The following is an 18,922-nucleotide window of genomic DNA, read 5'->3' on the forward strand; positions in this document are numbered from 1 at the left end:
GTAAGCGCGCATTTGGGTGCACGCCGTAAAGTGGCTCGAAGGGGCGCGCGTCAGGCGGTCTGTTTTTTGAAGTTGAAGGGCAGCAGGTCCTCGATATCGGTGTCGTTTGGACGCTGCGGCAGTACGGTGAGGACGTATTTCAACCATGCGAATGGCTCGACGCCACAGGCCCGGCAAGTCAACATCAGGCTATAGATGACGGCGCTGGCTTTGGCGCCGGCAGGTGTGTCGCTGAACAGCCAGCTGTTTCGTCCGGTACAAAAAATTCTGATGTCCCGTTCGAGAATGTTGTTGTCTATCGGCATTCGGCCGTCTTCCGTGTAGCGCGTCAGATAGTCCCATTGATTGAACGTATAGGAAACGGCATCGCCAAGTTTGGTGTCGGGCACGACCTTTGGCGCGATTTTGTCGAGCCATTCCTTGAGGGCGGAAAGCACCGGGATGCTGTGTTTCTGGCGAAAGCGACGCATGTAATGATCTCGCGTTTCGCCGTCATCGGGCTTTTCGTCCCGCACCTGCCTTTCGATCCGGTAGAGCTGGTCGAAGAACTTGAGGGCCTGCGCCGGAGGCCCACCGGGTTTCTTGCGCGCCTTGAGGGCATCGACAAAGCGCCGCCTGGCATGGGCCATGCACCCGACATGCGTGGCACCTTTCAACGTGCGCCAGGCCTGATAGCCGTCACTCATCAGGATGCCGCGGTAGTCGCCAAGGAAGGCCTGCGGATGCTCTTGTCCGCGGCCGGGCTGGTAGTCGAACAGCACGATCGGCTGTTTACTGTCTTCGCCGCTACGATATGCCCACATGTAAGAGATGCTGGTGGGGTCCTTGCCCTCTTCCTTCAGCACCTGGACTGTGGTCTCGTCACCATGGATGACGGTCTGCGATCGCAGCCGCAGTTTCAGCGCGTCATAGATGCGAACGAGGTGTTTCTCGCTCGAACCGATCACCCAATGGCCGAGAGCGCCGCGGCTGACAGGAACGCCTGCACGCTCAAAGGCCTGCGCCAGACGATAGAGCGGCGTGCCATCGACGTATTTATGAACAAGCGCGAAGGAAAGCGTCGAGGCCGTGGCGATGCTGCCGGGCAAGGGCTGCTTCGGCATCGGCGCGATGACAATAGGCGTATTGATCCCGGTCCGGTCGCAGTTGCGGCACGCATACTTGGCCCGGACATTCTGCAGAACCTTCGCCTTCACCTCGATATGAAGCTGCTCGGTCACCAGCTCGCCCATGCGATGCATCGGGTGGCTACAGCACGGGCAGACCTTCTGATCGTCGGCGAGGTCATATTCGACGCGCTGGCGCGGCAGGTTTGCCGGCAGAGGCCGGCGGCCGGGTTTCTTGCGTTCCGGCTTGTCGGTCTGCGGCAATCCCGTGTCCGGAAGATCGATGGTAACCGCCGCGTCGGCGAGGTCGCAGCCCTCGTCCCCCTCAAGGGTGGCCTGCTCGGCTTCGTTGAAGATGCGATCCACGTGCTTTTCGCTGCGCGGCGCAAAACGATGCAACTGCGCCAGCGCCAGCTCTTCCTCGAGCTTGAAGACGCGCTGCGCAAGGATATCCTTCTCGGCCTTCAGCGCGGCAATCTCGGCAGCATTCGCCGCCAAAAGCGCCATCAATTCTTCAACGGTCGGGGTGCCAGTTCTCGTCATCGCATTCTTGAATCTGAACCGGCCCTCTGCGTCAACCGCCCCGCGACAAACGCTCTGCGTTTGTGCCGAATTCACCCGACAAATTCATATTGCCGCACTGGATGGCGGACCATCGCGTCGAGATCAATGCCGTCAAGCAGCCAATGCAATTGCTCGACATCAAGTGACACCACAGCCTCCTGTCGCCGGGGCCAGCGGAACCTGTCTTCGGTCAGCGCTTTCAAAATTAGCACAAAGCCCGATCGATCAAAAAACAGCAATTTCATCCGGGTTTTACGACGGTTGCAGAAGGCAAACACCGCCCGCTCGAACGGGTTGAGGCCCATAGACTGCTCGACCAAAATCGCGAGGCTGTTGATCCCGGCCCTAAAGTCGATCGGTTGCCGGTGAAGGTAAACCTTTACGTCAGCGGCCAGTCTGAACATTGCACAACGCTCCGATCATCGCCGTCACCGCATACGCATCGCCGCATTCCAGCGTCACCTTCACGCCGTTCGGCAGTGACGCGCTCAGCCTGGCTGGTGAAGAGAGTTGGCCTGTTCCCACTGGCTCCGACAGCCGGACGGAAGCTTTATCCGGCCGCAGGTCCAGTGCGCGGCAATCATCCGGGCTCGACACGACCTCAGTCGACCCAATCTGAACTGGAATAAACGCTGGCAAGGAAGCTGGCGAACTCGACAGCGCCTCCTGTTTCGCCTGCCGATGTTGGCGGATCCATTTCCAAAGAAGGTTCGCATTAATCCCATGGTCCAATGCAAGTTGCGCGACCGACGTGCCTGGCTGCAAACAACTTTCGATCAACCGTGCCTTCGACAGCCGATCAAAGCTCCGCCGCCCGTCCCGACCCACGAGCTTCACACGAAGTTTCTCATCCTCATTGGCCATAATATGGTGTCCACCTCTTTTCTGGTGCACACCTCATGCCTCACATCTTTCAATGCCAAAAGGTGCCGCAAAACGCGCGCTTACGAAACTGCGTCAGTTTCCCTTGCAGGCGCCGCTGTATTTCTTTGCCTTCTTCCAGGGAGAGGCCAAAATTATCGAGACAGGCCACATCGACAATCCGTTCGACGTTGGCAACCTCGCGACGCTGCAGAACGCCGTCCATCCCAACAAACTCTACCGAGACGATCATCTGCAATTGCGCTGTCACGAATGGCCCTTTCACAAAAGGCACCCGATTACCTGAAGATCCTTACCCCCACGTTTTTCCCGCTCCCAAAGAAGCGGTCGCATTCTCACGTTTAAATGCCAAACAACATGGCGAAACTGCCCTACCTGGTCAGGTTACGCCCGCAATCGCGTCCCACGGCGCCGGATCGGGAAAGAGTTCGCGCAAAAAAGCGACGAACGCGCGGACGTTCGGATTTCCCTTGCGGCTCTCCGACCAAAGGGCGGTGATGTGGTTTCGTTCGACCCAATGGTCGACCAGGAGAGGGACGAGTTCGCCACGCGCCACGAATGGTGCAGCGATATAGGTGGGCGACAGGCCAATTCCCGCGCCGCCGACGAGCGCGGCCGCGGCAGCATCGGTATTCTCCAACACGAGACCGGCCGTCGGAAGAATCTCGACCACACGTTTACCGACCCGAAAAGGCCACCTTATGAGCTGTCCACTGCTCTGCAGGCGGACATTGACGCATTCGTGCCCCTCGATGTCTTCGATCCGTTCGGGCCGCCCCCGTTTTTCCAGATAGCCGGGCGAAGCAAAGACGCCCACCCGATTGGGCGCCAGCTTCCGTGCAATCAGCCGTGAATCCTCCGTGCCGGTCACCCGGATCGCAATATCAATGCCTTCCTGAATGAGATCTGCGAACCCATCGCTCACGCGCAGATCGACAGCCAGCCGAGGATAGCTTTCCCTGAAGCGCGCGAGATTGGGGGCGATCAGATGAACCCCGATCGGCACCGAGACCGTGACCTTGAGTATGCCTGAAGGCTCGCCCCGCGCGGCCACGGCCACCTGTTCCAATTCCTCCGCGTCATGCAGGAGTTTTAGTGCCCGGTCGTGCAGGTCACGCCCCTCCGGGGTGAGGGTCAGAGATCGCGTGGTTCGGGCGAAGAGGCGCACGCCAAGACGCTCCTCCAGTCTCTGAACGCTTTTGCTGACAGCAGACGGGGAGATCGACAGCGAACGCGCGGCAGCGCTGTAGCTGCCGAGCGAAGCCGCACGCGCAAAAGCGATGATCCCGGTGAGGCGGTCAATTCCGATCTGTTCCATGACGGCACTATTATAAGGATACTGGGCATAATTATCAAACGTAGGGCCAAGGTCTATCTTTCGGGTCATCGCAATCGACGACAGAACCGGAAACCAAGAACATGACGCAGACCATTGCAGCCGCGGAAGCAAACGAAGCCCGACTTCCCCTTGAAGACAAGCACATCCTGATCTTCGGCGGGACTTCTGGTATCGGCCTCGCCACCGCGCTCCAGGCGAAGGCAGCTGGAGCTCGCGTCACCGTGGTCGGGCTCGACCGGGACCGTTCGCGCCGCGCCGCGGAGCAACATGGCTTTGCCGACTGGCGGGCCGCCAACGTGACCGATCCAGAAGCGATCCGCGAAGCGCTATCCGATGTCGGACAGGTCGATCATCTCGTCCTGCTCGCGGGATCGTTTGCTATGGGAAAGGTTCTCGAAGCCGACATCAGCCTCCTCCGCCTCGCCTATGAGGAGCGCATTTGGTCGGTCGTGCATATTCTGCGCACGCTCGGCGACAAGCTGGCCCAGGACGCTTCGATCACACTGGTCTCCGGCGCCCTGACGCACCGCCCTGATGGCAACGGCACCGCGATCATCGCAAGCGCCTGCGCTGCGGTCGAAGTGCTCGGTCGCGGCCTGGCCCTCGAGCTTGCTCCGCGTCGTGTGAACACCCTGTCGCCCGGTCCCATCGACACGCCGCTCCTCGGCAAGACCATGGGCGAAGCCAGGGATGGCTTTGTGCGCGCAATCGAAGCACAGCATCCGCTTCACCGCTTTGGCACCGCCGAGGAGACCGCCTCCGCAGCCGTGTTCCTGATGACCAACGGCTACATGAACGGCGAAGTCCTTCACATCGATGGCGGCTCCCGGCTCTAACGCCGCCTCGCGCCGGGATCCTGGCGAGCAACATCCATTCCAGTCGAACGGGCGGCATGCCCGGGGAGAAATGCCATGCGACACATCGCAATCACGGAGTTCGGCGGGCCTGAGCAACTGGTCGCCGAGACCACCGAGGACCTGCATCCCGGCTCCGGTCAGGTTCTGGTCGAAGTGGAAGCCGCCGGGATCAACTATCTGGACCTCACGCAACGCAGTGGCGCCTCTCGGGTCCACCTGATCGAGCTGCCGTTTGTCCCCGGCCTTGAAGGCGTCGGCCGTGTTCTGGAGTTGGGGGAAGGCATCGCAACGTCTTCCGGTCTTTCTGTAGGCGCCCGTGTTGCCTGGATGGATGCACGCGGCTCCTATGCGAGCCAGGCGGTCGTTTCCGCGGAACGTGCAATCCCTATCCCGAACACCTTCACGGTCAGCGAGGGTCTGCTGTTCCAGGCCCTGACCGCCCACTATCTCGTCCACGAGTATCGGAATATCCGTGCCGGCGACCGCGTGCTGGTGCATGCGGCGGCCGGCGGCCTGGGGCAGCTACTGGTCCAGTGGCTGAAACATCTCGGCGCCTGGGTCGTCGGCACGACGTCCAGCGACAGCAAGGCGGAGAGCATTCGCGCATTGGGCGCCGATGCCGTCATCGTCTACGGCGACAACTATGACTTCGCCGACGAAGTTACCAGGCTTACCGGGGGCAACGGCGTTGACCTTGCATTCGATGGATTGGGCGAAAAGACGCTCCTCAAGACCATCGCGACGCTTGGTCGTGGCGGAACGGTGGTGGCCATCGGCGCCGCTTCCGGGCCTATTCCGGCGATCAATCCGACGCTGCTAACCCAGCGCGGTCTGCGCCTCGCCGGTGGGTCGGTGTTCGCATATGTGGCCGATCCGGCAGAGTTGCAGAAGCGGGCGTCCGATGTAATCGCTGCCGTGCAAGCCGGATGGCTGCGGCTGGACGAGGCAACCGGCTATCCGCTCGATCGTGCGGCAGATGCCCACCAGGACATCGAGAACCGCCGGGCTAAAGGCAAACTCTACCTGATCCCCTGAGCAAATACCGGCGCCATTGCGCCTCGGCAGACGGCTGAGCCCGCCGATGCTCCTGTCCCGAGCAACGCCGTCTCTGACTTTAACGCAACATCATCCTCGTGAACCAAGGAGAACTCATGCGCAACGCACTCATTCTCGCGGCCGCCATCCTACTGAGCCCCGCTCTCCCAACGATGAGCTCCGCTCAAACGGCTATTGCCACCGAAGCCGGCACATCAGCCGATAAGCAGGCGATCAATGCCATCCATGAGCGCTGGGCCGGGCTGCTCCAGGCCAAGGATGCGGCGGCGATCGAGCAACTCTACGCCGATAATGCCGTGTTGCTGGCGCCGGGCGAAGCCGCCGTCATTGGCAACGCAGCGATCGGCGCTCGGTGGACGCGCCAGCTCCAGTTGAAAGACCTTGCCTTCAGCCTGCATCCCGAACAGGTGGTCGTCTCGGCGTCGGGGGATCTCGCGCATGATCGCGGCACTTATGATTTCGCGGCAACGCTTCCGCAGGGCCCGATTACCGACAAGGGCAAGTATGTTCTCGTCTGGCAGAAGATCCGCGGCCAGTGGAAAGTCATCGCCGACATCTTCAACAGCAACCCGACCCCGCCGGCGAACTGACGGCCAGGCTCAGCTTCAACCGATACAGAAAGGATCGGCAATGGAATATGTCACGCTCAACAACGGAGTGCAGATGCCCAAGCTCGGCCTGGGCGTGTTCAGGATGGACGATGCCGAGGTCAGGAAAACGGTGCCCGTTGCGCTCGAGGAAGGCTATCGGCTGATCGACACGGCGTCCCGCTACTACAATGAGAAAGCGGTGGGGGCCGCACTGGCAGAGTCGGGCGTAGCCCGCACGGATCTGTTCGTCACGACCAAGCTGTGGTTCAAGGATTACGGCTACGAGAAAACCAGGGAGGCATTCAAGGTTTCGCTGGACAATCTCGGGCTCGACTACCTCGATCTGTATTTGATGCATCAGCCGTTCAACGACTACTACGGCGCCTGGCGGGCGATGGAGGAGCTTCTGGACGAAGGCAGAGTTCGGGCGATCGGCGTCTCCAACTTCTATGCCGACCGTTTCCTCGATCTTGTGACTCACAACCGCGTCATTCCGGCGGTGAACCAGCGCGAGACGCATCCGCTCAACCAGCAGGTCGATACCCTGGCACTGCTGAAGCGGCACGGTACGGTTCTTCAGGCCTGGGGACCACTGGCCCAAGGCAATCAGGGGGTCCTGACCAGCAGCGCGCTGGCGGACATCGCGGCCGCGCATGGCAAGACCGTGGCGCAAGTCATTCTCCGCTGGCTTGTTCAGCGTGACGTCACCATGGTCGTGAAGAGCACGCGCGTCGCGCGCCTACGTGGGAATATAGACATCTTTGACTTCCATCTCAGCGAAGGCGAGATGAGCATCATCGGCAGCTTCGATCGACAACAGCCGTTGGCTGGATTCACCCATCAGGATCCCCGCATGCTCGAACTTCTCCTCACGCTCGCATAGCGGCAACAAACAATAGACGTGCAGACGCCGGCCCGCGGGTCGGGCTTAGCGGCTCAACCCCAAGACTCCCGCGCATAGCGCCATCCACACAGTCATCCCGGCTTACGAGGTTATAGAAAATGGACACCCAGATTGCCGGGGGCATGTCTCGAGGAATGACGCTGCTCTTCGCCCTGGCCGGCGCTTCGGCGGTCGGAAACCTTTACTGGGCACAGCCGCTACTCACCGAGATCGCGACGGACCTGAATATCTCCGTGGCCTCCAGTGGAACGCTCGTCACGGTGACCCAGCTCGGATATGGGGTGGGCGTCCTTCTGCTCGTCCCCCTGGGCGACGCCTTCAATCGCCGACGCTTCATCCCCATAATGATAGGCTTGTCCGTGCTGGCGTTGCTCCTCAGTGCCTTTGCACCCGGCTATTGGGCGTTGCTCGGCGGCCTGACCGCACTCGGCGTGACCACCATTTCCGGCCAGTTGCTCGTTCCGCTCGCGGGCGATCTGGCGCGCGGCGACCAGAGGGGCGACGTGATCGGCGCGATCGCATCGACCATGTTGATCGGTATCATGCTATCGCGCTTTCTGAGCGGCCTCGTCGCCGACCCCTTCGGCTGGCGTGCGATCTACATCGCCGCGGCCGTCATCAATATCGTCTTTGCCACAGTGCTGGCAAAGAAGCTGCCTGACGACGGGCGGCGACAATCCGTTCCCTACGGCCAACTCCTCCGGTCGATCGTCGGCGCCGTTGCGGGTCTCGGCCGGCACGGGCCACGCTGATCATCGGCGCCAACCTCTTCGTGGCTTTCATGATGTTCTGATCAGGGCTGACCTTCCTCCTCAGTTCGCCTCTCTAACCATCATTCCGCTCAACATGGCGGAACCGGTCCTGATCGTTCGTGGATCCAATGCCGTCCACGGTCTCGGCTTCTCGCCGCATGGTGCCGGCCGCAACGTGTCGCGCACGGCGCATATGCGGCAGTTGTCGACGGAATATGGGGCGGATTCGCGTGGGCTTAGCCCCAACAACATCGCGGCCATTCTGGAGAAGGAAACAAGCGGGCTCGATGTGCGCTTCTTCTCCGGTTTTGCGGATGCGTCGGAACTGCCGAGCGCCTACAAGAACGCTGCCAACGTGCGGGCGCAGATCGAGCATTACGGCCTGGCCGAAGTGATCGATGAAAGTGATCCCGTACGGGAGCATTATGGCCGGGGACTGGCAGAAGAACGCACCCTGGCGCAAGAAGCGTCAGTAGAACTTGGGGAAGGCAACCAGGCTTGCCTGCCCCTGGGATGAACTAAGCCTGCAACTGCAACAACGGAGCTAGTTTAGTGGTGGTCCCTGACAACGCCGCTTTCGGTCTTTCCGCTATATACTATCGAGGCGCAATCGATCGGATGATGCAGGTCAATGCAATGCCTCGAAAGTGGCTCGCCGACTCCACTCCACCATCCGGGTTTCCATTGTCAGTTTGCAAGGGCAGCTTGCGAAATAGAAATCGTTTCCGATCTCGGCAGAACTTTCCGCGGCAATCTCTCCATAGATGTTCGATCCGATGATCCCCACCACGAGTTGCGAAGGGCAAGGAGGTTCGGGCCGTCAAACCAAAAAGCGATAGACTCGACTGCGTACAAAACTTTCCTCACGAATATTCACAAGCTATGGATATCTCGTTTCGACATTGGGATATCCCCTCGACTTTGTTAGAACTCAATTGGAGTGTGGATTTTCGGGAAGCCAATCTTCAGCGATCAACCCGTCAACACGTGTGAATTCACGCAGGTTCCCGGTTATGATTGAAAGCCCGGCACTTCTGGCGTGTCCGGCGATAAGTACATCGTAACCGCCAATCATTTGTCCCTTTCGCTCTAAAACTGCTCGAATATTCGCAGCATGGGCGGCGGCAGCCTCGTCAAACTGGAGAATTACGAGACGGGCAGCAAAATTCTCGACACTGGAACGATGCTTCACGGGATCGGCAGATTTTTCGGCGCCATACAGAAGCTCGTTCAGGATGATTGTTGAAATGCAAAGTGCGTCTGCATTTTCATTGAAACGATCGCGCAAGCCTTTCGGCCTGTCACGAAGGAGCCTGATGCACAAATTGGTATCGAGCATATAGCGCAACATGTCAGAAACTTTCCCTGACCTGTGCTGCAGGTTGATTCCGCTCGCCGAGATCAACACCGGGCGCATCAAAAAAATCATCCCAGATGCTGTTGGCTGGTACAATTACACGGCGGTTGCCATCTCGCAGAATTGCCACTTCCTTCACATTGTCGGGAAAAGCGACATCTTTTGACAGACGGACTGCCTGGGTTCGGTTTGATTGAAAGATGGTGGTTCGTGACATTATCTGGCCTCCAGGAGGTATATACACAATGTATATCTCGGCCGCGTATATGTCAAGCGTATATACGCGAGATCGAGGTCAGCATGCTGGCTCAATTAAAGCAGACAGGAAGAACGAGCCAGGATCATCTGCTAAGAAGGCCGAATCGGTGCGCTTCGTCCAACAGTGCCCTGACGGACGATGGCTGCCATTTCCGTCCACCACGCGCGGGTCGTTCCCCCATCTGATCCAGTTGCGCTGCAATGTCGCGGAGCGACAGATCGGGATCCGCGATCGAGATCGCAGCGACAAGCGTCATCAGATGGTCCTGCGGAGCGCGGCGTGGAGAGCGGGCTAGCAGTTCCGGCTCCGCCAGTTTTTCACGGACCATGCTATGGACCGCACGGCGCAGCCGCTCAACGGTCCATTCGTAGCCGCGGCGATTGAGGATTCGCACCACGTTCTCCCAACTGTGCTGAGGCCGGAGCTGCCGCACAGTTGGCAACCAAGTTTGCGCTGAAGAGACGAGCTCGTCGAGGTATGCCTTTTGGCGCGCCTTCGAAACAGCGCGCCTGGCTTCCGGCCGGCGCTCCCGTAGTCCTGGATTGCCAGCGAGCTTGCCTCGCGCTTTGGCAGCTTTCATGCCCGCCTTCGTACGTTCGGAGATCAGCGCTCTTTCGAGCTGGGCGACGGCGCCGAGCACCTGCAAGGAAAACATGCCCTGCGGTGTGGAGGTGTCGATCGGATCGCGGAGCGACCAGAAATGGATCCCCCACCCCTTAAGATCCTCGATCACCTGCAGAAGATGATATTCGCGCCGAAAACGCCTTCGAACAGGACAATGTCGAGAAGGTCAACGCAACGATGCGCGCGCTGGTCCGCACACCCGTTGTCCGCTCCGCGGCGATCATGCCGGACGCCTGCCCGGCAGGCCCGGTCGGGATAATTCCGGTTGGTGGCGTGGTTGCTTCCGAAGCAATCCACCCCGGCATGCATTCAGCCGATATCTGCTGCTCCATGGCGATCTCGATCTTTCCGGGCGTGGATCCGAAGTCACTCCTGGATGCCGTGCATGCCGTGAAGCATTTCGGTCCGGGTGGACGCGCGCGCGGCGCACAGGTAAAGCCTTCCGACGCGACACTTTCGGCGTTCGAGCAGAACCCTTATCTGGGCGACAACGCACTCAGCCTTGGTATCGAGCACTTCGCGACCCAGGGTGACGGCAATCATTTCGCCTATGTCGGCACCATGAAGTCGACCGGCGAAACGGCACTCGTCACTCATCATGGATCGCGAGCGCCGGGTGCACGGCTCTATGACAAGGGCATGAAGATCGCCAACCGCTTTCGTGAGCGGCTCTCGCCTGAGACCCATAGGGAGAATGCCTGAATCCCGGCAGACACCGAGGAAGGTGACCTCTACTGGTCAGCACTGCAGACGATCCGCCAGTGGACGAAGGAAACCATTATGCCCTTCACGACATGGCGGCAGAAAAGCTCTCGGCCAAGGTCGCGGATCGCTTCTGGAACGAACATAATTTCGTATTCCGGAAGTCGGACGGACTGTTGTACCACGGCAAGGGCGCAACCCCTGCCTTTGACAAATACACCTCGGCACAGATCGGCCTCGTCGTCAATCTGTTCGGCCTAATCGATGCATTCGCGGCGCAACGCACCGGGCGCCTGCACGGGAAAGACCGAGATGGAGAAGCCCTGCATGTCGAGCGACGTCATCATCGCAGCCGGCCCAATGATGTGCGAGATCTTGCGCGATGGTCGATTGGGCGAGTTCATGAACTACGACCGACATTTCCAGGATCGACGTGCCGCCAAGATTGTTGACGAGGACAACATGGGGTTTGAACCGCTCTCTGCCAGAGCACCCGCGATCTTATGAACGAAAAGCGTTCCGGCCACGCCGCGGGACTGCGGCAGATCGGGCAGCGCGCTGTCATCGTCGACGATCACCATGCTGACGTTCAAACCGAAGGCGCGGGCGCGTTCGGCCGCCAGGCCGAAATTGAGGCGGTCGCCGGTATAATTCTTTACAATGAGCAAGCAGCCGGCCGGTCCGGTGACCGCTAGGATACCGGCGAGAATCGCATCGACGCTGGGAGACACAAACACGTCTCCACAATCAGCCGCGATGAGCATCCCCTTTCCGACGAAACCTGCGTGAGCGAGCTCGTGACCAGCGTTCTTCCGCGACTGTCCCGCTGAAGCTCTCACCATGGACCAGATGGGTGGGCCACCATCCAATGCTTGAAGGACGAAATAGTGCTCACCGTAGAAGGCTTTCGGGTCCTGTGCCTGGCTCAGCCACCTAAGTTCACGGGCGCCGACGATGCGCAGGATAGTCGGGGCGATCGGAATATCTGGCACCGGCGCGCCCTGGCGCAAAATGCCCTTGACCGGCTCACCGACGGTGGTCCATCCCTTCAGTTCGGGCAGAACCTCATTCCATTCAGAATAGTGGTTCAAATCGTCAAGAACGTTCCAGACAAGCTGTGGTGGCGCATCGATCGTGATTTCAGTTTCCGGGACAAGCAACGGAAAATCTTTCAAGAAAAGGAACGCCGTCGACCATCGCCCAGAGTGGATTGAATGCCAACGGCCATCGACCGCTGGGCGTAGTCACTTAAAGGAGTTCGGTGGGCACCGGCACGCCTCGCCGGGCACCCTCTTCCGCAAGCCGTTTGGCTGTTCCAGCGGCCAGCGAAATGCCTACTGCAAGATTTTTTTTTGCCGCCGTGAACCCACGCTCACCAGGTAGGAACACCTCTTCGACGCCCGCTGCTGGCGGCAGCGCCTTGATGGCTCTTGCCAGATCGGCAATATCCCCATCTAGAGGCCCAGGGAGGCCAAATGCCAAAGGATTTATGGCAATCGCCAGTCCATTAAAGCCATTGTCCTTCTTCTCACCCAAAGCCGGCGCGATGAGAGCGTTGCCGCCGAGTAGGCTCACCAGCACTTCGATCATGAGCGACAGGCCGGAACCCTTTGGTCCTGCCATCGGCAGAACGGCTTTTACCTTGGCGGGATCGGTGGTCGCAACACCCTCGGCATCGACGCCCCAGTTTCCAGGAATGGGTTTGCAGGCATCTTTAGCGGCCATGACCTTACCGAGCGCCACGGCGCCGGTCGACATGTCGAAAAGCAGCGGATCGGAATCTGTGCCTGTGGGGGCGGCGATCGCGATCGGATTGGTCGAAACGCCCTCCCCTCGTGTACCATGATAGACCATCAAAGGCTTGGATGCCGACATGACGATAGCGATCATACCCGTCCTGGCGATCCTCTCGGCAAAATAACCGATAGCTCCCGAATGGCTGGTACGCGTGATCTCGCAGAGGCCAATACCGAACTTGCCGGCGAGCTCCACTGCCTTGTCTGATGCCATCGACATCCCTGACGCACCTGGGACCAGATCCCCGTCGATGCGGGCGATGGCTCCGAATTCGCGCGCGACCTTCGGCTTGGCCCCGCCCTTGACAATGCCGAGTTCGACCATCTCGAGATAGCGTGGAATGCGTAGTACGCCATGGGAATCGGCGCCGCGCAGGTTTCCCCAGACAAGCAGCTCTGCGGATTGCCTGGCATAAGCAGGGCTGAAGCCGCCGGCCTCCAGGAGACCTGCGGAAAAATCCTTAAGCACCTCGCTCGAAATCACCTTCTTCGACGGAGCCTCAGTCATGACGCGGCACTCAGCGGCGATGGGAAGAACTTGTCGAGCCATCCCTTCATTATCGCCTTGGTGCGGGGCGCATCATTCGGCGCAAGCGGGAAATGGGCGGTCGTGTCGATCAACATCAGTTCAGTTGGTTGGCCGGCCTTTTCGAACATGCGGACGGATTCGATCGTTGGCGTGATGATATCGTTGGCAGTGTGGAAGAGCAGAAGCGGCCGCGGTGCGATGTTAGCCACGACGTCGTCGGCGCGGAAATTATACATGGACCAAGCCGTTTCGACGGGGATTTCCATGATTGCCTTCGGAGAGAGATTTTTGCGCAGCGCTTCCGGGATCGGAACGGCGTCGAAACGTGACATCCAAAGGCTCTCACCGGTCTCCTGCTTATGTTTGCGGCCGTTTTCCAGAATGCCGATGAACTTGTTCCAGGATTCTTCAGTCGGATGTTGGCCGCGAAACTTGCGCTCACCATTGCCCCAGCCGCAGGAAGAAAGGCAGCAGGCGACGCGGTCGTCAACGCCGGCGGTATAGACGGAAATCGCGGCGCCAAAGGAATGACCGGTGATACCGATACGGTTCGGGTCGACCTCTTCTCGAGTTGCAAGAAAGGTCAGCGCATTCTTGGCATCCGCCACTTGATCGAAGCAGCGCACCTGCGCACGTTCGCCTTCACTCTCGCCGCAACTCCGAAAATCGAAGCGCAACGCCACGTAGCCGAAAGATTCCATCATCTCGGCCTGAATCTGCGCATGGCTTTCATCCTTCGAACCGACGAAGCCGTGGCACACGATGAAGGCTGGAAGTTTCTGGCCGGGCTTTCGGTTGTCCGGAATGTGCAGGACTGCGGAAAGCTTCAGTCCATCCGACATGAAAGTCAGTTTTTCTTGCATGGTCTCTTACCTCGAATTCGGTCAGACGATCTTGGTGAAGGGATGGAAATATTCGCGCCACTCAAGCGGCGCCGGAGTGCCCCAGACGTTCATGTCGCGGACGTTGCCAGGCCGATCGAGATTGGTGATCATGTTCGGCTCGAAATGCTCGTCGTCGGCAATGTGCGACATTGGACCCGAGCATTCGATCATCATGCCGCTGGCATCGGTGTAATAGGCATATGTATTGTCGCCCGGGCGGTGACGGCCTGGGCCCCACATCAACTGCCTGTCGAAGCGGTCCAGAATATCGCCGAGGCGGCAATACATGTTGAATTCGGTAAATTCGAAGGAGACGTGATGCAAGCCGGCGGCCTTTCCCTTGACGACGCCGAGGATATGGTGCTGTCGATTGCCGCCATACATCCAGCTCAGAGCATCGTTGACCATGCGTTCGGACAGCTGCATCCCCGCAATTGCGGTTAATTGCGCGCGGGTCTTGGCCGGCTCCGGCGAAATCAGGTTAATGTGGTCAATGCGTCGCGGCATGATACCGTTTGTCGAGAATCGTTGCCCTTTGATGTCGTTGCGAACCGGCGTGTGGATCTCGAAACGCAGGCTCTCCGGCGTGACGAAGGTGACGCTTTTATCCATGCACGAGAGGCTCGGCTCGCGCGAAACGATACGGCAGCCGGTACCTTCGATACGCGAGGCTGCCTCTTCCACGTCGTCCACGTGAAGAGCTTCCAGACCGATCGTATGGGCCGAGTTTTCGTCGTTGTGGATCAGCACCAACTCGGCTGCGCGCCCGTTGGAGCTTAGCCAAGTCTGGCCCTCGTCGCGATGGGTGACCCTCAGCCCCAAAATTTCCGTGGAATCGCGGATCACGGCATCCGGGTCCGAGACGTTGACCTTCATGTGGCCGACGGCGTGCGCGATGTGCATCTTGTGCTCCTCCCTTGGATTTCATGCAAAGCTTGTCGATTGCGGCCTTGATACGCCAGATATCAGGTCTTCGCAAGTTATTTCGAAATATTACAGAATATCGAAATTATTACAGCCGCCTGAGTCACCTGCCACCACGTTGCGCAACGTTCCGATACGCTCGATCTGCACTTCGACTACATCGCCATCCTCGAGGAAAGAAGGCGGCGTGCGGGACGAACCGAAACCGCTCGGGGTGCCGGTGACAATGACGTCGCCGGGCTCCAGGAGGGTGAATTGGCTGAAATAGGCAATTAGCCAGGGAATCGAGAAGATAAACCGGCTGGTATTAGTGCTCTGGCGAACTTCGCCGTTCACCAGAGTCTTGAGAGAAAGCCCCGTCGGATCCGGTATTTCATCTGCTGATATCATCCACGGGCCGAAGCCCGCGCTCCGAAAGAAATTCTTGCCCGGTGTGAATTGCGTTGAATGTTTCTGCCAGTCGCGCACGCTGCCGTCGTTAAAGCAGCTATAACCTGCTACGTACGAAAGCGCGTCTGCCTCACCAATTCGCCGACCGGCCTTGCCAATTATGACTGCGAGCTCACCTTCATAATCGAACTTTTGGGAGAGATCCGGCTTCAGCAAAGCTTCGCCATGACCTGTCTGCGAAGCGGCAAACCGCGAGAAAGTCAGGGGATAATCAGGTCTCTCCCTGCCTTCGTTTTCGGCTTCCCAATAGTTGGTTGCCACGCACAGAACTTTAGAGGGATTGGGGATGACAGGTAGGTAGCGGATGTCGGCCAGCGCATAATCCGCGGTAAGGTCCGTCTCCTTACCGAGACTCGACGCGTTGAGTGCTATGTAGCTCGCGAGGTCCGGCAGCCTGCTGCGCCTTTTGAGATCGGTGACCGCGTTCCCAACGACGCAACCGAAGCTGACCTCTCCTCCATGCGAAAAACTCAAATATCGCAATAAGCCCTCACATATTTTCGAAAATCGGTGAATTATCGTAAACATGAGCCGCGGTGATGTGACAAGCCCCGGAAAAGGCTCAACGGGTGGAAAATTTCAGCGATATTGATTTTTTTCGAAATTTTTCATATCTGAGGAGGATGACCTGCATGTGCGCCGTGCGGGAGAGCTGATCGGGAGAGCCTGGTGGAAGATCGGAAGGCAGGGAGCGAGACGCGCGCCGGCGATGTGCTGCAACGCATGCGACTGGACATCATCAACTGTGTGTTGAAGCCGGGAGAGAAGCTGCGCTTCGAAACCCTGCGCACTATGTACGCCGTCAGTTTTTCCACCCTGCGGGAGGCGCTATCGCGACTTGCTGCGGAAAATCTCGTTATCGCCGAAGGACAGCGCGGCTTTGTGGTCGCGCCAGTTTCCATCGCCGATCTTAATGATCTGACGAACGTCCGCGTTCTGATCGAGTGCGAAGCGCTTTCAAAATCGGTCCGGCGCGGTGACGACCGCTGGGAAGGCAACATTCTCGCGACCTACCATCGGATGGATAAGCTGCAGCAGCGGCTGGGGCGAGAATACTACCTCTCCGAGGAATGGAGTGCCGTACATGGCGAGTTTCATCATGCGCTGGTTTCGGCGTGTGCATCGCCTGTGCTGCTGGAGATAAGGAGCAAGCTTTTCGAGCGCGCGCATCGTTACCGGCGAATGTCCTCGCAATTCAGACCCTATTGGCGTGAGAAAGGGGCTGAGCACAAAATGATCGTCGACGCAGCACTCGATCGCGACGAGGAAAACGCCCTCAGGCTGATTGAGCAGCACATTCGCGAGACAACCGAAAACGTCATCGAACATGCCGGGCACCTGTTCCCCGAACTGAAGCCTGTTGCGCCCAAAAGGCGAAAGTCGCTTTCTGCCGCCGAATGAAGGCGACGCCCGATGATCTTGCATGAACTTTGATTTGACTTGCGGAATTGCCGTGGGATGCCGTGTTGCGAGCAACCCGCGGGAACGCTGCGCATTAGAGAGTAATGTCTGATATATTTTGTTTTTACGAAATCAGTTGAAATTTCGAAATTTTGCGATTACGACTTTTCTCAGGTGGAGGAACGCCCCGGCCTGCGGGGCGATGCTGAGGAGGAACTGATGACGATTGCCCAAACCATGACCGCTGCCCGCATGCACACCATCGGCGGGGAAATGAAGATCGAGAAACTGCCAATGCCGACTCCGGGCGACATGGATGTTCTCGTCCATGTGAAGGCCTGCGGCATCGTACCGAATTTGCACAACATACTTGCCAACTGGCCGACGTGGTTCCCGCACATGCCGCAACCGCCGCTTCCGGCTGTCTTCGGCCTCGACCCGGCAGGGGAAATTGCCGGTGTTGGCAAGCAGGTCCATGGCCTCAAAGTCGGCGACCGTGTTTATGTCAATCCCGGCCGCAGTTGCGGTTCGTGCCGCCATTGTCGCCGCGGCGACTCGATTTCTTGCAAGCACTACGCGTTCCAGGGTTATTTCGGCTTCTCCGAACACGCCATGCAGACCTTTACCGACTATCCGATCGGCGGACTTAGTGAATTCATGGTTGCTCCGGCCTCCGCGATCGTAAAGATCCCCGACAATATGGACTATGGTCAGGCCGCCCGCCTCGGCTACCTCGGTACGGCCTATTCTGCATTGAAGAAGGTAAACGCCGGCCCGGGGGATACGATTCTGGTCAATGGCGGCACGGGTACGCTCGGTATCGGCGCGGTCATTTTCGGCCTTGCCTTGAATGTGAAGAAGCTCCTCATTACCGCGCGCAACAAGGCGCTGCTTGAGGAAATCAAGTCTCTTGCACCGAACCGTATCGACATTTTCTCGATTGAGGATGGCGGGGTCGCCGACTGGGTGATGGCGCAGACCGACGGTGAAGGTGTTGACGCGTTCCTCGATTGCAATGGTCCGGGTGCCGGGCATGATACTTTCCGCCAAGGCCTGCTCAGCATGCGACGCGGCGGCATTGCAGTCGACATCGGCGCGATTGCCGGGCCGGTCGAAATCGACGTACACCGACTGATGGACCGCAACCAACGACTCTACGGTTCCGCTTGGCTAACCACTGCGGAAGGCCAGGAGATGGCGGATATGGTGGCAGCCGGCATAGTTGACCTGTCGATCTTCGAAACGAAAAGCTTCCCGCTTGCGGACGTCAACAGCGCCATCTCCGGTATCGAGCAACGCCACGGCGGTTTTTCGAACTACGTTATCTGCCCCTGATGGCTTTCGCGGGTTTCTCCTTGCCAGACGGGGAGCCCACCGTTTCTCCAGTTCGTTATTGGGAGGATTTTATGACGTTCAGACGTGTCGTTACGGCCAAAAATGCATCCGGAAAATCCGTGGTCGTCAGCGATGGCGCATCACCGCGCGAAATGGCGCTCGAACACACGCCCGGTTTCGTTTCGGCGCCCATATGGACGGTGGCCACGCCGCCCTCACTGCCCTATGATGGCAAAGATCCCATGGAGGAAAGTGGCACGCTCCTCCATCCGTCTGCGGGTTCCTCGACATTCTTCCTGATCACCTTCCCACCGGACGCCGTAATGATGTCCCCGGATTTCCGGCCGGAGCTTGCGGGGCCGGAACATGCTGTCGCGGCTCCTGGTATCATCGAGCATTTCGAGATGGAGAATCCGGGCATGCACACCACGCCGACTCTCGACTATGGCGTTGTCATCAGCGGGACGATCACGCTCGAACTCGACGACGGTGTGACGGTAGAGCTGAAGCCGGGCGATACCTTCGTCCAACATGGCGCCCGCCACGCCTGGCGCAATCCGACCGGCGATCCGGCGACGATCGCCGTTGTGCTTGTCGGCGCCAAGTAAAAG

General features: G+C 59.0%; 19 protein-coding genes and 5 pseudogenes. 10 read left to right on the forward strand and 14 right to left on the reverse strand.

Translation table 11 applies throughout. From position 1 onward, the window contains the following. Positions 1 to 50 precede the first annotated feature (50 nt). From tnpC to PH547_RS15230, 5 genes are all read right to left on the reverse strand, one after another. Entirely contained in the window at positions 51 to 1,649 is a 1,599-nt protein-coding gene (gene tnpC / locus PH547_RS15210) for an IS66 family transposase (protein ID WP_285168735.1), read from the reverse strand. Between the two features lie 71 nt (positions 1,650 to 1,720). Next, the gene (tnpB, locus tag PH547_RS15215) at positions 1,721 to 2,074 is read right to left on the reverse strand and encodes an IS66 family insertion sequence element accessory protein TnpB (RefSeq protein WP_285168736.1); all 354 of its coding nucleotides are present in this window, start codon (positions 2,072 to 2,074) and stop codon (positions 1,721 to 1,723) included. Beyond that, positions 2,055 to 2,534 (reverse strand): IS66-like element accessory protein TnpA, encoded by a 480-nt coding sequence (gene tnpA, locus PH547_RS15220; RefSeq protein WP_285168737.1) that lies wholly within the window; start codon positions 2,532 to 2,534, stop codon positions 2,055 to 2,057. The genes tnpB and tnpA overlap by 20 nt, the downstream gene beginning before the upstream one ends. A 49-nt stretch (positions 2,535 to 2,583) precedes the next feature. Beyond that, positions 2,584 to 2,802, reverse strand: coding sequence for a hypothetical protein (locus PH547_RS15225; protein ID WP_483315549.1), 219 nt, complete (start codon positions 2,800 to 2,802; stop codon positions 2,584 to 2,586). Positions 2,803 to 2,931: 129 nt separating this feature from the next. Next, entirely contained in the window at positions 2,932 to 3,870 is a 939-nt protein-coding gene (locus tag PH547_RS15230; RefSeq protein WP_285168738.1) for a LysR family transcriptional regulator, read from the reverse strand. 101 nt (positions 3,871 to 3,971) lie between these two features. On the opposite strand from PH547_RS15230, the gene PH547_RS15235 reads away from it, so the two are divergent. The 6 genes and pseudogenes from PH547_RS15235 to PH547_RS15260 form a co-directional block, all read left to right on the forward strand. After that, entirely contained in the window at positions 3,972 to 4,727 is a 756-nt protein-coding gene (locus PH547_RS15235; RefSeq protein ID WP_285168739.1) for an SDR family oxidoreductase, read from the forward strand. 75 nt (positions 4,728 to 4,802) lie between these two features. Next, positions 4,803 to 5,783 carry a quinone oxidoreductase family protein gene (locus PH547_RS15240; protein WP_285168740.1) on the forward strand — a complete coding sequence of 327 codons (981 nt, stop codon included), beginning with the start codon at positions 4,803 to 4,805 and terminating at the stop codon, positions 5,781 to 5,783. Positions 5,784 to 5,899: 116 nt separating this feature from the next. Beyond that, positions 5,900 to 6,394: a YybH family protein gene (locus PH547_RS15245; RefSeq protein ID WP_285168741.1), complete on the forward strand. Its 495-nt coding sequence runs from the start codon at positions 5,900 to 5,902 to the stop codon at positions 6,392 to 6,394. A 40-nt stretch (positions 6,395 to 6,434) separates the two neighbouring features. Then, entirely contained in the window at positions 6,435 to 7,277 is an 843-nt protein-coding gene (locus PH547_RS15250; protein WP_285168742.1) for an aldo/keto reductase, read from the forward strand. 119 nt (positions 7,278 to 7,396) lie between these two features. Then, positions 7,397 to 8,050 (forward strand): MFS transporter, encoded by a 654-nt coding sequence (locus tag PH547_RS15255; RefSeq protein WP_285168744.1) that lies wholly within the window; start codon positions 7,397 to 7,399, stop codon positions 8,048 to 8,050. A 73-nt stretch (positions 8,051 to 8,123) separates the two neighbouring features. Next, positions 8,124 to 8,526, forward strand: a pseudogene (locus PH547_RS15260) (RtcB family protein); the annotation flags it as partial. Between the two features lie 455 nt (positions 8,527 to 8,981). Here PH547_RS15260 and vapC read toward each other — a convergent pair. The 3 genes and pseudogenes from vapC to PH547_RS15275 form a co-directional block, all read right to left on the reverse strand. Beyond that, the gene (vapC, locus tag PH547_RS15265) at positions 8,982 to 9,401 is read right to left on the reverse strand and encodes a type II toxin-antitoxin system tRNA(fMet)-specific endonuclease VapC (RefSeq protein WP_285168745.1); all 420 of its coding nucleotides are present in this window, start codon (positions 9,399 to 9,401) and stop codon (positions 8,982 to 8,984) included. Between the two features lies 1 nt (position 9,402). Then, a complete protein-coding gene (gene vapB, locus PH547_RS15270; protein ID WP_285168746.1) occupies positions 9,403 to 9,624 on the reverse strand; it encodes a type II toxin-antitoxin system VapB family antitoxin in 222 nt (73 codons plus the stop codon). 124 nt (positions 9,625 to 9,748) lie between these two features. Beyond that, positions 9,749 to 10,417, reverse strand: a pseudogene (locus PH547_RS15275) (recombinase family protein); the annotation flags it as partial. Here PH547_RS15275 and PH547_RS15280 point away from each other — a divergent pair. Continuing rightward, a pseudogene (locus tag PH547_RS15280) lies at positions 10,411 to 11,237 on the forward strand (RtcB family protein); the annotation flags it as partial. The pseudogenes PH547_RS15275 and PH547_RS15280 sit on opposite strands and share 7 nt — an antisense overlap. A 48-nt stretch (positions 11,238 to 11,285) precedes the next feature. Here the strand turns inward: PH547_RS15280 and PH547_RS15285 are convergent. From PH547_RS15285 to PH547_RS15305, 6 genes and pseudogenes are all read right to left on the reverse strand, one after another. Continuing rightward, positions 11,286 to 11,870 (reverse strand): annotated as a pseudogene (locus PH547_RS15285) (dihydroxyacetone kinase subunit DhaK); the annotation flags it as partial. A gap of 126 nt (positions 11,871 to 11,996) precedes the next feature. After that, a pseudogene (locus PH547_RS33835) lies at positions 11,997 to 12,167 on the reverse strand (SRPBCC family protein); the annotation flags it as partial. 73 nt (positions 12,168 to 12,240) lie between these two features. Then, positions 12,241 to 13,296, reverse strand: a complete 1,056-nt coding sequence (locus PH547_RS15290; protein ID WP_285168747.1) for an Ldh family oxidoreductase — start codon at positions 13,294 to 13,296, stop codon at positions 12,241 to 12,243. Next, positions 13,293 to 14,180, reverse strand: a complete 888-nt coding sequence (locus PH547_RS15295) for an alpha/beta hydrolase (protein WP_285168748.1) — start codon at positions 14,178 to 14,180, stop codon at positions 13,293 to 13,295. The genes PH547_RS15290 and PH547_RS15295 overlap by 4 nt, the downstream gene beginning before the upstream one ends. Positions 14,181 to 14,201: 21 nt before the next feature. Then, the gene (locus PH547_RS15300; RefSeq protein ID WP_285168749.1) at positions 14,202 to 15,104 is read right to left on the reverse strand and encodes a VOC family protein; all 903 of its coding nucleotides are present in this window, start codon (positions 15,102 to 15,104) and stop codon (positions 14,202 to 14,204) included. A gap of 90 nt (positions 15,105 to 15,194) precedes the next feature. After that, complete coding sequence (locus PH547_RS15305; RefSeq protein ID WP_285168750.1) at positions 15,195 to 16,058, reverse strand: fumarylacetoacetate hydrolase family protein; 864 nt, start codon at positions 16,056 to 16,058, stop codon at positions 15,195 to 15,197. A gap of 186 nt (positions 16,059 to 16,244) precedes the next feature. Between PH547_RS15305 and PH547_RS15310 the strand changes: the two genes are divergently transcribed. The 3 genes from PH547_RS15310 to PH547_RS15320 all read left to right on the forward strand — a co-directional run bounded on the left by PH547_RS15310 (position 16,245) and on the right by PH547_RS15320 (position 18,919). Next, complete coding sequence (locus PH547_RS15310) at positions 16,245 to 16,976, forward strand: GntR family transcriptional regulator (protein WP_285168751.1); 732 nt, start codon at positions 16,245 to 16,247, stop codon at positions 16,974 to 16,976. A gap of 219 nt (positions 16,977 to 17,195) precedes the next feature. After that, positions 17,196 to 18,311, forward strand: a complete 1,116-nt coding sequence (locus PH547_RS15315) for an alcohol dehydrogenase catalytic domain-containing protein (protein ID WP_285168752.1) — start codon at positions 17,196 to 17,198, stop codon at positions 18,309 to 18,311. Positions 18,312 to 18,382: 71 nt separating this feature from the next. After that, positions 18,383 to 18,919 carry a cupin domain-containing protein gene (locus PH547_RS15320; protein WP_285168753.1) on the forward strand — a complete coding sequence of 179 codons (537 nt, stop codon included), beginning with the start codon at positions 18,383 to 18,385 and terminating at the stop codon, positions 18,917 to 18,919. The last annotated feature ends 3 nt before the right edge of the window (positions 18,920 to 18,922 follow it).

Origin of the sequence: Rhizobium cerradonense (assembly GCF_030182455.1) — a bacterium.
In the GTDB taxonomy this organism is placed as follows: domain Bacteria; phylum Pseudomonadota; class Alphaproteobacteria; order Rhizobiales; family Rhizobiaceae; genus Rhizobium.

What these genes read in the sequence shown, in the direction of transcription:
- tnpC (WP_285168735.1), bottom strand. Translation starts at nt 1,649, where the DNA reads ATGACGAGAACTGGCACCCCGACCGTTGAAGAATTGATGGCGCTTTTG.
- tnpB (WP_285168736.1), bottom strand. Translation starts at nt 2,074, where the DNA reads ATGTTCAGACTGGCCGCTGACGTAAAGGTTTACCTTCACCGGCAACCG.
- tnpA (WP_285168737.1), bottom strand. Translation starts at nt 2,534, where the DNA reads ATGGCCAATGAGGATGAGAAACTTCGTGTGAAGCTCGTGGGTCGGGAC.
- PH547_RS15230 (WP_285168738.1), bottom strand. Translation starts at nt 3,870, where the DNA reads ATGGAACAGATCGGAATTGACCGCCTCACCGGGATCATCGCTTTTGCG.
- PH547_RS15235 (WP_285168739.1), top strand. Translation starts at nt 3,972, where the DNA reads ATGACGCAGACCATTGCAGCCGCGGAAGCAAACGAAGCCCGACTTCCC.
- PH547_RS15240 (WP_285168740.1), top strand. Translation starts at nt 4,803, where the DNA reads ATGCGACACATCGCAATCACGGAGTTCGGCGGGCCTGAGCAACTGGTC.
- PH547_RS15245 (WP_285168741.1), top strand. Translation starts at nt 5,900, where the DNA reads ATGCGCAACGCACTCATTCTCGCGGCCGCCATCCTACTGAGCCCCGCT.
- PH547_RS15250 (WP_285168742.1), top strand. Translation starts at nt 6,435, where the DNA reads ATGGAATATGTCACGCTCAACAACGGAGTGCAGATGCCCAAGCTCGGC.
- PH547_RS15255 (WP_285168744.1), top strand. Translation starts at nt 7,397, where the DNA reads ATGGACACCCAGATTGCCGGGGGCATGTCTCGAGGAATGACGCTGCTC.
- vapC (WP_285168745.1), bottom strand. Translation starts at nt 9,401, where the DNA reads ATGTTGCGCTATATGCTCGATACCAATTTGTGCATCAGGCTCCTTCGT.
- vapB (WP_285168746.1), bottom strand. Translation starts at nt 9,624, where the DNA reads ATGTCACGAACCACCATCTTTCAATCAAACCGAACCCAGGCAGTCCGT.
- PH547_RS15290 (WP_285168747.1), bottom strand. Translation starts at nt 13,296, where the DNA reads ATGACTGAGGCTCCGTCGAAGAAGGTGATTTCGAGCGAGGTGCTTAAG.
- PH547_RS15295 (WP_285168748.1), bottom strand. Translation starts at nt 14,180, where the DNA reads ATGCAAGAAAAACTGACTTTCATGTCGGATGGACTGAAGCTTTCCGCA.
- PH547_RS15300 (WP_285168749.1), bottom strand. Translation starts at nt 15,104, where the DNA reads ATGCACATCGCGCACGCCGTCGGCCACATGAAGGTCAACGTCTCGGAC.
- PH547_RS15315 (WP_285168752.1), top strand. Translation starts at nt 17,196, where the DNA reads ATGACGATTGCCCAAACCATGACCGCTGCCCGCATGCACACCATCGGC.
- PH547_RS15320 (WP_285168753.1), top strand. Translation starts at nt 18,383, where the DNA reads ATGACGTTCAGACGTGTCGTTACGGCCAAAAATGCATCCGGAAAATCC.